Genomic DNA, 12,371 nt, shown 5'->3' with positions numbered 1-12,371 from the left:
ATTAATCAGAATTAAAGATCAGACGGAGCAAAAGATTCCAATGGATGACAATAAACCTTTAATTTATATGGACAATGCAGCAACAACACCCACAAGGACGGAGGTTGTCAGCATTATGTCAGAATATATGACAGAGAAGTTCGGCAATCCCTCTTCACTGTACAGTATTGCCGGAGATTCCAGAGAAGCGGTCGGAAAGGCACGTAAACAGGTTGCATCGGCAATAAACGCAGATCCAAAGGAGATATATTTCACATCCGGCGGAACCGAGTCTGACAACTGGGCAATAAAAGGTGCTGCTTTTGCGAACCAAAAATCCGGCAACCACATAATAACAACACCCATTGAGCACCACGCAGTTCTGCATACGGTTGAATGGCTTGAAAAACATGGTTTTGAGATAACATACCTGCCTGTGGATGAATACGGACTTGTTGATCCAAAGGACTTTGAGGAGGCCATAACAGACAAAACAATTCTGGCATCTGTTATGTTTGCCAACAATGAGATCGGAACAATTGAGCCGGTTGCAGAACTTGGGAAAATAGCAAGGGAGAAGGGAGTAATCTTTCATACCGATGCAGTGCAGGCAATAGGGCATGTGCCCATAGATGTGGAGGCGATGAACATCGACATGCTCTCACTATCCGGGCATAAATTCAGCGGCCCAAAGGGAACAGGTGCACTCTATATCCGGAAAGGTGTGAAAGTCGATCCCCTGATGCATGGTGGTGCACAGGAGAGAAGAAGACGTGCGGGAACAGAGAACGTACCGGGAATTGCCGGACTGGGTCTGGCAATCGAAATAGCGGTCAATAACATGCCGGAAGAATCTGCAAGAATATCTGCACTAAGGGACAGACTTACAGAAGGGCTATTAAAGATTCCAAAGACACATTTAAACGGCCATCCGGAGAAGAGGCTTCCGAATAATGTAAACGTGGTCTTTGAATACATCGAGGGCGAGTCCATACTTCTCATGCTGAACAGAAAGGGCATCTGCGCATCCACAGGAAGTGCCTGCACTTCGGATTCACTTGATGCCTCTCATGTTCTGAAAGCCTGCAATGTCCCCATTGAAATAGCACATGGTTCCCTTCGCCTGACCCTTGGTGAGATGAACAGTGATGAGGATGTTGACTATGTGCTTAATGCTGTGCCCGGCATTGTTCAGAAACTCAGAAATATGTCACCCCTGACACCGGAAGAACTCAGAACGGCACAATAATCTTCACTAAAACCGGATTTCAGGAAAGAACTAACTAATAAGTATCAGAGCTACAATACAGCATGGAGATGAAAAAAAATGTACAATGAAAAGGTAATGGATCACTTTGAAAATCCAAGAAATACAGGTGTAATAAAGGATGCAGACGGTATTGGAGAGGAAGGCAACCCGCAGTGCGGCGACATAATGAAGGTTTTCATCAAAGTTAAGGAAAATGTAATCGAGGACATAAAATTCCAGACCTTCGGATGCGGAGCGGCCATTGCATCAAGCAGTATGGCAACCGAACTTGTGAAGGGAAAGACGCTTGAGGAGGCATGGGACTTATCCAATAAGGCAGTTGTCGAGGCCCTTGAAGGACTCCCACCTGCAAAGGTTCACTGCTCCGTTCTTGCCGAGGACGCAATACACAAGGCAATCAACGACTACAGAAAAAAGCAGGGACTGCCACTCTTTGAAGAAACAAAAAGAGAGCATCATCACCACCACTAAAACAATATTTTTTGCCGGCTTTCCGTCTTCATGAACAATTTTTTAGCAGACACTATTTGTCTGGTACATAATCAAAAAAACTGTAACCATTAACAGCAGGAAGAATTCAAAAATCCACCATGTGCAATTTTATATGATTTAGATCACATAAAAGACTGCGTTAAGATATTCATGAAATAAGTTCTTTTTCTGCACATGACATAAATTCCTCAATTACCGCCAGTTTTGAAATTACAGATTCAAGATCATCTTCATTGAAACCGGAATACTGATGAGAAAGCCTGTTTCTGTAATAGACAAGCGAAGAGAGATCTTTTGCCAGATCTTTTGGAACAATATCTGCTTTTCCAAGAAGTCTGAAGATTTCCCTGTAAGAACCAGGTACAACAAGGTTTTTTTCAGTGATTAACTCTTCACCAAGCTCAATAACAGAGTTTAAAATTGTGAAAAGAATCATTGAAACAGCATAATATGTCTTCCTTTCCTCCAGATCATAATCATCCTCCGATGATATATCCCTAAACTCATCAAGATAATACCTGACATCCCCAAGAATTACAGATACCCTGTTAATATTACTCATTTATTCCAAAACCCCTGCTCTCCTCTTCGCAAACCTCTCAAGAAACGGCTGAAAATCATGATACTGCAATAATGTCTTTACTTTAAGTTCATTAAGCCTTGATTTATCCCTTAAAAATATAACAGATCCACTCTGAAAAACGCTGAATCTGACAAAAACAGGAAGATCATCAAAAATCGAGAGATCAACATTCCGGGCAGAAAATGAACCAATCTCCTCCTTATCGGATCGTTTCGGGCAGTCCATTGTTATGACACATATATCAATGTCAGAATAAGGTTTTGGCCTTCCGCCTGCCCTGAAACCAAAAAGAATAATCGCATTTACTTCCGGAATTTCAGATAATTCTTCAGCTATTGCGGTTAACTGCCTCTTCTCATCAACAGAAAGAATTGCACAGTCAGGGATGCTGATCATTACAGATATTTTAACTAATCTATGCAATAATCCTTTGGGAAGCCAGGCAGGCACCTGTACATAGAAATACCGGCATTCACAAAAGCCCTATTGTCTTCTCTCCCTCAGGCACGCAGAGTTTGACGAAATTTAATAAATTGGAGAGAGAAACCCGCATATATCTCATAAAATATTATTTAAACAATTTACGGCATCAGCACATTTACCCACAGAACAGATGTTTTTTCCTGAGCCGCTGCTCTTATCGGAGGTGAAAATACATAACGTGTTTAAAAAATGTAAATATGGGATTAAATTCAAAATGCAGGCTTTTCTAACCAGAAAAGCAGCACATAATGAAAACTACTTTAACTTCCTGATAACTCCGGATGTGAACTTAATATCCTTCTCTGACAGATATTTTGAAGCTTCCACCTCAAAACAGTCAGCAAATGCACCCATATTCTCCGGTGACAGAGCACTATAAGAAAAACCCGCTTTTTTACAGACATCCTTTACAAGATCATTCGCAGCAGGACCCATCTTCTTCGCCAGATAATTTACAACCATTTTCTGGTACTTTGTTCCGGTCATCACTCATCACTCTCATCATCGTCCTGATCCTTCACCTTCGACATGTAATACTTCACACTCACAATCATGCGTTTGAAGGAGTCGGCAAGTTCACCGATTTCATCCTCACTTTCAATATCTATATCAGTATCTTCCATATCACCCATGCTTACCCTGTCAGCAACTGAGGTAAGTCTCTTAATCGGACTGGTAAGAGTGGATGCAAAGAAGTATGAAACAATTATAACAATAAAGATCGTTATCAGGGTCATCAGGAGAATTGTATTCTGAGTACTCACACTTTCGGTAGAGACCTTTATTTCATTAATCGTATTATCGATTTCTGACTGAACTTTTGTTTCAATTTTGTTTACCGGCTCACTAAACTCACTGATATAGGTCGTTGCCGCTATAACATAGGGAGTCCCTTCAACGGGAGTCATATATGCAAATTTTTCACTGACTTCCCCGGAGGAACTTTCCCAGTCATAATAACCGCAGATCGTAAGACCACTAAGTGTTGGCCTTATAATACCCCACCATGCCGGGAACTGATCTTTAAAGTCTGACATTGGAACATCTACAAGCTCAGAATCCGGATGAAATCTGATAGTGGCAGGATCTTTTTCATACAGGTATGTATAGCCTGTCTCACCAACCTTCTGAACTGTTATCTTCTGAAACTCCGTGTCTGCCTGCAACTCAGATATAGTCATCTCAGGGTGTGCCTGAAGATAAATTTCACACTGTTTACTAACATCCTTGGCTTTCTGCTCGATCATATCCTCGCCAAGATTTTCAAGAGCATATCTGGCACTTTTCAGAGTAGAATCTCCAAGAATTCTTGCATCTTCTGCTGCTGACATTCCTACCGCTTTTTCATCATTTACAGCAAGAAAACCAAGGGAAATCAGAGGAAGAACTGCCACTATAAGCATTACTACCAGTATTTTTTGTAAGATTGAAATTTTCATGAGATCCCTCGATATTATATAGCCTCAATAAACTGTCCGTTTTTAACAGTTGAAGCAATATAACCCCCATCTATGTTTCCATTCTCATCAAAACTGACTTTACCGGTAACTCCATCAAGTTCAACGCTGTATAATGCAGTTTTAATTTCTTCCTTTGTTAATGCACCTTCCTGAATTACCTTAAAAAGTGCAAGTGCAGCATCATAGCCCTGAGCAGAGAAAGGACCAGGGCCTTCACCGTAGGCAGCCTCGTATTCCTGAGCAAATTCAGGTGTGCCTGAACTGACAGCAGTAATGGTAAGCCCTTCAGCAGGTTTTCCGATATCAAGTGTTGTCTGACCCATCAGCCCCTCTGAGCCATATAAGCGGGTATCAATTCCCTGAACTGCAATCTCATTTAGTACCAGTGCAGTGATCTCAGGTGAATTGCTGATAAGATAAACAGCATCCGGATTTACAGCCTTTAACTTGGAAACTAATGCAGAAACATCAGAAGAACCAGCATCAACAGATTCATCAGCAACAATTCTGCCACCAAGATCTGCATAACTCTCTCTGACAACCTTTGTCAGGCCAACTCCATACCCGTTATTAGTGAAAATTAACGCAAGGTTGTGATGACCCTCTGTATAAATCAGTTCTGACGCAAATCTGCCCTGCTGATCATCGCTTGGAATTGTCCTGAATATATAATCCCCGGAATCAGTAATATCCGGACTTGTGGAAGATGCACTTATCAGTGTAACATGATACTTATTCGCAAACGGAGCAGCAGTTAATGTCGAGCCTGAAGTAATGTCTCCGATAACTGCCTGAACATCCTCTTCCTGAACAAGATTCCTGATACCATCCATTGCAGCTTTTACACTGCCGGCACTGTCTTCATATACCAGTTCCACATTTTCCGGATTTGCCTTTTCAAACGCAAGGTTTACCCCATTTCTAACTGCCTGACCATATGGAGATAAGTCTCCGGTATATGGGCACATAACTCCGATTTTTATTGCAGGAACCTTGTCCTGCGTACTCGCAGCCTCCGATGTACAGCCTGCCATAAATATCATGGCTGTAACAATCACGAACAAAACAAAATAATTTATAACTCTCATTTTAACCAACACCAAATATAACTCACCAACATATATTGCATTCAGATTTCAGGATTCCATAGTAATTCTGCAAAGATCCAATGCAAAAAAACCCGTGTACTCAAAACATACAACTGTATTTAATCCCCGGATTCTGATCATTTCAGAAGGAGTTAATATTTCATCCAAATCAGCTCATATATTTAAGACCCATCCCAGGTACTCGAACAATAATATTTAGATATTCCGGTCTGGGCTTCAGGAATAGAATAACTGTGATTTCAGGTGCCCTATATAAACATGAAAAAATAATGTGTCCCACAATCGGCATTAAAAACATTAATTTTCTTTTTACCAAACTAAAAATCATAAATATTTAATCGGAAATAAAGACCCAAAGCAAACGCCCCACACATGTGATAGGCCATAAAGTTAAACATATGTTCGAAGAGTTAGTAAAGTGAATATTAGAACATTAAGTTATTTAAGACCTGAAAAAATCCTGGAATATCTTTAAAGGCACCCCACCCGGCAACAAATGCAATAACCGGAATACTGATTTAAAAGCCTTTTTCTACAATATACAGGCTAAAAAAGACCCCCACCCTCCTTTTTGCAAACCTATCAGGAAAAGGCTGAAGGTTATGATGCCACAGCAATATCTTCACCTTCAGATCACTCAACCCTGATCTGTCCTTTACAAATATCGCACATCCGCTCTGGAAAACACTGAATCGGACAAAAAAGAGCAGATCATCAAAAATACAAAAGAGAACTATGAAGAACTGTCCGGGATTATCCTACTCCTTTCTTCTCCTCGTCATCAGATAGGGCACTAAAAAGACCACAGCAACAACAAGCCACAGTGATCCGAATATCATCAGCATCTTCTCCTGGAAAGAGTCATAAAACCTTATTTCTGCATAATTTCTCTTCACCCAGTCAATCCGGAGTCCTTCGTAACCGGAATCTGTATCATTAACTGTATTATTGCCTGATAAACTCTCATCTTCTGAAACCTCATCCCCGGCAATAACCTCACCGCCTGTTGAGACCATCCCCAAAAGCGGGTTTCTGACATCAAAGACAGAGGGCAGATATACCGAAATATTATACCGGTTGTCAAAGAGAGCCTGAAAATCATGATTGTCAATCCCGGAGTCATAACCTACGGTATAATTGCCCTTCTCAAATTCAATACTTCTGCCTTTATCCTCAAAAGGTGCCGCACTTCCGTTCTGATAAATCAGTGAAATATTGCCCGCTTCTGCCGGAACCTTCTCGCCAAGCACACCGGGTTTTTCAAAACTGAACTCAGAGACATCATTAATCTCCATATCCACATGATATGAAGAACCGTTCTCAGCCACAAAAAAAGTGGCATCAAGGGCAGATGCCGGAAACACCACAAAAACAAGCAGCAGAATCAGCGCAGAACAGCACGCAGCGACTTTAGGTCCGCGTCTATCTCCACAGGTGGATCGCATTGTCTTATCACCGTCTCCGGGTCCTTTAAGAGATGTCCTGTTACAACACATACAATCTTTTCATCCTTATCAAGCAGTCCTGCCTCTGCCATCTTCTTAATACCTGCAACAGATGCCGCAGATGCAGGTTCAACACCGATACCTTCCTTTCTGGCAAGGTCACGCTGCATCTCAAGAATCTCATCATCAGTAACCGAGAGAGCGGTTCCGCCGGTCTGACGTATAGCCAGAAGCGCCTTTTCAGCATTGACCGGCGCACCAATCCTTATGGCAGTTGCGATCGTCTCAGGATCTTTCTGAGGCTCAAGCACCTCAAGACCTTCTGCGATGGCTTTCACAACCGGCATTGAGCCTGCTGCCTGAACTCCGGTCATAACCGGGATCTTATCAGTAAAACCAAGCTCCTCAAGTTCAAGCATTCCCTTGTAAACCGCAGATATATTGCCTGCGTTTCCAACCGGAAGAACCATTCTGTCAGGCACTTCACCAAGCTGATCGACAGTCTCAAGACCAATTGTCTTCTGGCCCTCAAGCCTGTACGGATTTACCGAATTGAGAAGATACAGCCCTTCGGTCAGGCAGAGTTCCTGTACCATCTCAAGGGCACGGTCAAAATTGCCCCTGACTGCAATGACCTTTGCTCCATGCATAAGAGCCTGGGCAACCTTCCCAAGAGCAACCTTTCCTGCCGGAAGCAGAACCACCGCAGGTATGCCTGCCTTTGCCGCGTACTGGGCAAGGCTTGCAGACGTATTTCCGGTGCTCGCACAGGCAACCGTCTTCATTCCAAGCTGAAGGGCCATCGAAACTCCGACAGTCATACCCCTGTCCTTAAAGGATCCTGACGGGTTCAGGCCCTCATGCTTTGCATATAGGTTTTTAAGGCCGAGTTCCTCACCAATCCTCTTCATATGGTAAAGAGGTGTGCCACCCTCCTGAAGGGTTACAGGTTCTCCTGTTACAGGAAGGATCTCTTTGTATCTCCACAGGCTTAACGGGCGTGAATTCCAGTCTGCCCTTGTAAAACCGGGGGACTCAAGATCATATTTAACCGTAAGAAGATGGTTGCATTTTGAACAGCGGTAGATTATCTCACTCTGATCATATTCAGCTCCGCAGTTAATACAGACGAGACGAAACATACCTTATCTTTTTGCTCTTGCCGGAATTATAGGTGATGGATATGCACCATCTCAGTTTCAGGAATGCACACCTGCAACTGCCATTACAGCCACCCATGCAATGGATAAGATTATGAATCCATATGCCAGCCCGCCGCCCTCAGGAACAGGGATATGCAGTACAGGGGATGAGATGAGCACAAAGAGAAATGCCCCTGCAACAACCACAAACGACAGCCTGATTCCGGAACTTTCAGCAGCCAGATTTCCGGAGAGCTTTGCCTTACTGAGCGGATAAAGCCAGCGGACCCCGTGCCTGGTACATGAGTCCTCAATGAGATGCATCAGGTATCCGAATAAAAATCCGGAGAGGAAGGCATAGATCCAGATCTTAGCATCAAACCCTGCAAGAATAACAACTGTACCATAGAGTATCAGCCCTATAACCAGTGCAGCAATAACAGCACCCAGCAGTGAATGCATAACACCACGGTGGCGCGGTTTTTCCCTGCCAAGAGTGAAAAGCCAGACAACTGCCGAGGCCGGATAAAATACAAGATACCTCAGAATATAGCCAAATAACGGAAGAAATATAATAGTATGCCGCTTCACAGACCTTAAACGGCCCTGTCTGCCCGAAAACCCGTGCATAATCGAAGAAGCAGGAGTATCTGCATCAGGGGCAAGTGAACCTATAAATACCCCGATCAGACAGACCAGCGGGATTATCGGCCCTATACTGCCAAGCAGCGGTGTGAGGATAACACCTGCCGACAACAGGCTTAAAATTACATGCTCTTCTCCGTTCATAAGATCAGCAGAATACTATCTGAGCCATTTTATGTATAACTCTTCTTTGCGATCAGGAAATACCGGCAAAATATTTTCTGCTCCACTAACAGCAGAAGTATCTGCCGATGTAAATGTGAGACCCTCTCCCCCGCCCGCATTGGCAACTGTTTCTCCACAGGGATCAATCAGCACAGAACCCCCACAGTAGGTGTCAACATGATTTTCTCCGGTTGTGTTAATTCCGGCAACAAAAAACCGGTTATCTGCCGCACGGGCATGTAAAAATAACCTCCAGTAATTCATTCTCCTGCATGGCCATGCAGCAGGAACGAAAACAATCTCAGCACCACATTTTCTGTAATATGCAAATAATTCCGGAAACCTGAGATCATAACATATTGCAATGCCTGTCTTAACACCCTTATAATCAGCAACAGCAGGATTGCTGCCAGCCCTGAACGCCTCACCCTCTCTTCCGGGAGTGAAGAGATGAATCTTTGAATAGGAAGCTACAATATCCCCGTCATCCCCAATCAGAAGAGCGGTGTTCTCCGGAATTGTATCCGTTTTTCTTCTGTATGATCCCAATATTCCGACAGAATACTCCTCCGCATATTCCCGGAGTGATGATACGGTAAGGCCGTCTTCATCTTCCACATTTCTGCGGGACAGGGGGTCCCACCCGGTAAAAGCCTGCTCAGGGAAGATAATGATATCAGAATTCCGGCATGAGGCCTCTTCAATCATTCCCTCAGCGCGGAGAAGATTCTTCTCCGGCTCTTCCATTACAGATCTAAACTGAGAAAAGCAGAGATTCAGTTTCATATATCAGTTTTCACTGGAACATTCAGACTCTTTTGAACCAAGAATCATCAGCAAAACACCCAGGACAACAAGAAGAGCAAAAACCGGCATTGAAGCATATAACATTCCTGTTTCGTAGCCGATTATCTCCATAATAAGGATTATTCCCAAAAGGATTATTCCCGTGGACGCAAGTATTCCCCCAGCATAAACCTGAATTTCACTCATATAACTTTTAAAATTTGGACATTGATTACCTTATATTATTCGGATAGAAAAGAGAAACAAGAATTTTCCTGTAAATCCATCAGATTTAAAAAAAATATTTCTAAAAATGAGATTTTATGAAATATTATTTTGGGCTGCTTTAAAGCCATACTCAAAGGCCCTGGTGTTGATCTCCACTGTTTTTGGAGGAACGAGGCTTTGTACAGCTTCAGTCATAGACTCAACCTTTAGCGGAAGCGCAGATGCAGAGGCACCAAGCATCACCACATTCTGAGAGAGCAGGCTTCCGGCCTCCCCTGCAATCTTCTCCGCGTCAATGACAGTGAGGTCAAATCCGGACATTCTCTCAATTAACTCTTCAGGTGTCGGAATCTCAAGATTCTGCTGGAAGGCAGATACAGGAACTATTATTCCGGAAGATGAGATTATCTTTCCGCCTTTCTTTAGGAAATGACTGTACCTGAGTGCCTCAAGGAGATCAAATGAGATTATCAGGTCAGCAGTGCCGGGAGAGATAAGCGAACCGTATTTCCCGTCAATTCGTATATGGGTCTCAACCGAACCGCCCCTCTGTGCCATTCCGTGAGTCTCGGCAGACCTGACAGATCGCTTTTCAATAAGGCACGACTCACCGATTATATTTGAGGCCAGAACAGTACCCTGACCTCCGACTCCGACAATCAACAGATCAAAACTTTCGCTCATCTCTTACCCTCCGGTCTTATTGCCCCGGCAGGACAGATATCAGCACAGACACCGCACCCCATACAGAGTGAATTGACTGATGCCTTCTTATCCGTAAATTCAATTGCCGGACAGCCGAATTTAACACAAAGTCCGCATCCGGTGCAGATCTCCGCATCAACAGTGACAGGCTTTCTCTTAATACCTGACCTCTTTGCATCAATGACGCATGGCTGCCTTGCTATGATGACCTTTACACCCTTCTTCGCTTTTGCCTTCTCAAACATCTTCAGAGTACCTGTGAGGTCATATGGATCAATCGTCTCCACAAAGGATACACCACATGACCGGCAGAGGGTCTCAAGGGAGATAGAAGGGCTTAAAACACCTTTTGCAGTCATTCCGGTATTCGGATTGGGCTGATGACCTGTCATCGCAGTAATCCTGTTGTCAAGGATCACAACCGTAATATTGGCACCGTTGTATGCAGCATTTATCAGGCCGTTAATTCCGGTATGAAGAAAGGTTGAATCACCAATTGAGCAGACGACATCATTCTCCTCACCTGCTGATGCAATACCGCTTCCGACTGTTATGGATGCACCCATACAGATCGTTGTATCAACCGTTCCAAGCTGAATGCCAAGTGTATAACAGCCGATGTCACTGGGGTAGATGGCTTTGCTGCCAAATACCTTCTTCATTGCATAAAATGCTGCCCGATGTCCACATCCGGCGCAGAGAATAGGCGGCCTTGGCGGCAGATCTCTTACAGGCTCAGGAACTGTATATTCATATTTATGCTCAAACCCTGCCTTCTCAAAGGCGAGCGCAACCGATGCAGGATCAAGTTCGCCCTCATACGGGACACAACCGTTCTTTTTGCCAAAGACTTCAGCGCCGCAGGATACCTGCCGCAGGACATTTTCCACAACAGGCGATAACTCCTCAACAACAAGGATCTTCTCATGCTTCCCGGCAAACTCTCCAAGCCATTCCTCATCTATCGGATATGCACCGATCTTTGCAAACGATACATCATCAGGAATAATCTCCTCAACATATGATGCCGAAATTCCGGCTGCGACAACGGCAGTCTTTCCCCTCACCTCTGCCCTGTTAAAGCCCATCTCAACGAGTCTCTCTGCAAGACCTTTCTGCTTCTCATTCAGTTTTTTATGAAGAACCCTGGTGTGCACCGGAATTACAACAAACTGCTTTGGATCTTTCTCAAAGGCAGCAGTTCTGTGCTCCTGCCCTGACTCACCCACAGAAACATTGCTCTTGGAATGGCAGATGCGTGTTGTCGGCCTGAAGATTACAGGCAGACCGGACTCCTCTGAGAGGTCATAAGCTGAGACCATCATTGAGTATGCCTCCTGAATATCTCCCGGATCAAGACATGGAACTTTTGCAAACGCTGCATAATTCCTTGAATCCTGCTCGTTCTGAGAACTGTGTGCATATGGATCATCTGAGGATACTATGACCATACCACCCTTAATCCCCGTATATCCACTCGTCATGAGAGGATCAGCAGCGACATTGAGGCCGACATGCTTCATTGTGACAAGTGATCTGACACCAGTCCATGCTGCACCAAGGGCGTTTTCAAACGCAACCTTCTCGTTGACCGACCATTCCACGTAAAATTCCCTCTCCTTTTGGTATCGTAAAAAATCCACTATCTCAGAAGACGGGGTTCCCGGATAACCGCTTGCGAAATCGAGGTTTGCCTCAAGGCATGCACGACCTATAGCCTCATTTCCAAGCAAATATCTTTCAGACATATTTCAAACCTGTTGATAATGTCTGTATCCGGGTGGCATTTAATATGACGGAAAATATCCGGATATTTCAGAGAGGGAGATCCAGGCCGGAATTTTGGTTAACATGACCAGGAAATAGAGAAAATCCCGGA

General features: G+C 43.9%; 14 protein-coding genes. 2 read left to right on the top strand and 12 right to left on the bottom strand.

Going from position 1 to position 12,371, the window contains the following annotated elements:
* The first annotated feature begins 40 nt into the window (after positions 1 to 40).
* Together nifS and nifU are read left to right on the top strand one after the other, a co-directional pair.
* Positions 41 to 1,228, top strand: a complete 1,188-nt coding sequence (gene nifS / locus L6E24_RS08280; protein WP_257741520.1) for a cysteine desulfurase NifS — start codon at positions 41 to 43, stop codon at positions 1,226 to 1,228.
* 78 nt (positions 1,229 to 1,306) lie between these two features.
* A complete protein-coding gene (gene nifU / locus L6E24_RS08275; RefSeq protein WP_257741519.1) occupies positions 1,307 to 1,720 on the top strand; it encodes a Fe-S cluster assembly scaffold protein NifU in 414 nt (137 codons plus the stop codon).
* Positions 1,721 to 1,889: 169 nt separating this feature from the next.
* On the opposite strand, the gene hepT is transcribed toward nifU, so the two are convergent.
* The 12 genes from hepT to iorA all read right to left on the bottom strand — a co-directional run bounded on the left by hepT (position 1,890) and on the right by iorA (position 12,240).
* Positions 1,890 to 2,303 (bottom strand): type VII toxin-antitoxin system HepT family RNase toxin, encoded by a 414-nt coding sequence (hepT, locus tag L6E24_RS08270; protein WP_257741518.1) that lies wholly within the window; start codon positions 2,301 to 2,303, stop codon positions 1,890 to 1,892.
* Positions 2,304 to 2,720 (bottom strand): nucleotidyltransferase domain-containing protein, encoded by a 417-nt coding sequence (locus L6E24_RS08265; protein ID WP_257741517.1) that lies wholly within the window; start codon positions 2,718 to 2,720, stop codon positions 2,304 to 2,306.
* Between the two features lie 342 nt (positions 2,721 to 3,062).
* Complete coding sequence (locus L6E24_RS08260; protein WP_257741516.1) at positions 3,063 to 3,269, bottom strand: hypothetical protein; 207 nt, start codon at positions 3,267 to 3,269, stop codon at positions 3,063 to 3,065.
* A 23-nt stretch (positions 3,270 to 3,292) separates the two neighbouring features.
* Positions 3,293 to 4,246 (bottom strand): HAMP domain-containing protein, encoded by a 954-nt coding sequence (locus L6E24_RS08255; protein ID WP_257741515.1) that lies wholly within the window; start codon positions 4,244 to 4,246, stop codon positions 3,293 to 3,295.
* A gap of 14 nt (positions 4,247 to 4,260) precedes the next feature.
* Entirely contained in the window at positions 4,261 to 5,355 is a 1,095-nt protein-coding gene (locus tag L6E24_RS08250) for an ABC transporter substrate-binding protein (RefSeq protein ID WP_257741514.1), read from the bottom strand.
* A gap of 779 nt (positions 5,356 to 6,134) precedes the next feature.
* Positions 6,135 to 6,821 (bottom strand): hypothetical protein, encoded by a 687-nt coding sequence (locus tag L6E24_RS08245; RefSeq protein ID WP_257741513.1) that lies wholly within the window; start codon positions 6,819 to 6,821, stop codon positions 6,135 to 6,137.
* Positions 6,761 to 7,963: a threonine synthase gene (gene thrC, locus L6E24_RS08240; RefSeq protein WP_257741512.1), complete on the bottom strand. Its 1,203-nt coding sequence runs from the start codon at positions 7,961 to 7,963 to the stop codon at positions 6,761 to 6,763. Before thrC ends, L6E24_RS08245 begins: the two co-directional genes overlap by 61 nt.
* A gap of 57 nt (positions 7,964 to 8,020) precedes the next feature.
* On the bottom strand, positions 8,021 to 8,752 hold the full coding sequence (locus L6E24_RS08235) for a metal-dependent hydrolase (RefSeq protein WP_257741511.1): 732 nt from the start codon (positions 8,750 to 8,752) through the stop codon (positions 8,021 to 8,023).
* A 15-nt stretch (positions 8,753 to 8,767) separates the two neighbouring features.
* Positions 8,768 to 9,559, bottom strand: coding sequence for a nitrilase-related carbon-nitrogen hydrolase (locus L6E24_RS08230; RefSeq protein WP_257741510.1), 792 nt, complete (start codon positions 9,557 to 9,559; stop codon positions 8,768 to 8,770).
* A gap of 3 nt (positions 9,560 to 9,562) precedes the next feature.
* A complete protein-coding gene (locus L6E24_RS08225) occupies positions 9,563 to 9,709 on the bottom strand; it encodes a hypothetical protein (protein WP_257741509.1) in 147 nt (48 codons plus the stop codon).
* 171 nt (positions 9,710 to 9,880) lie between these two features.
* A complete protein-coding gene (locus tag L6E24_RS08220; protein ID WP_257741508.1) occupies positions 9,881 to 10,471 on the bottom strand; it encodes an indolepyruvate oxidoreductase subunit beta in 591 nt (196 codons plus the stop codon).
* Positions 10,468 to 12,240 carry an indolepyruvate ferredoxin oxidoreductase subunit alpha gene (gene iorA / locus L6E24_RS08215; RefSeq protein ID WP_257741507.1) on the bottom strand — a complete coding sequence of 591 codons (1,773 nt, stop codon included), beginning with the start codon at positions 12,238 to 12,240 and terminating at the stop codon, positions 10,468 to 10,470. The genes L6E24_RS08220 and iorA overlap by 4 nt, the downstream gene beginning before the upstream one ends.
* Positions 12,241 to 12,371 lie beyond the last annotated feature (131 nt).

It is taken from the genome of Methanoplanus endosymbiosus (assembly GCF_024662215.1).
Lineage (GTDB): Archaea > Halobacteriota > Methanomicrobia > Methanomicrobiales > Methanomicrobiaceae > Methanoplanus > Methanoplanus endosymbiosus.
The sequence above is the reverse complement of the archived record's forward strand: the minus strand, read 5'-3'. Positions and strand labels throughout refer to the sequence as shown.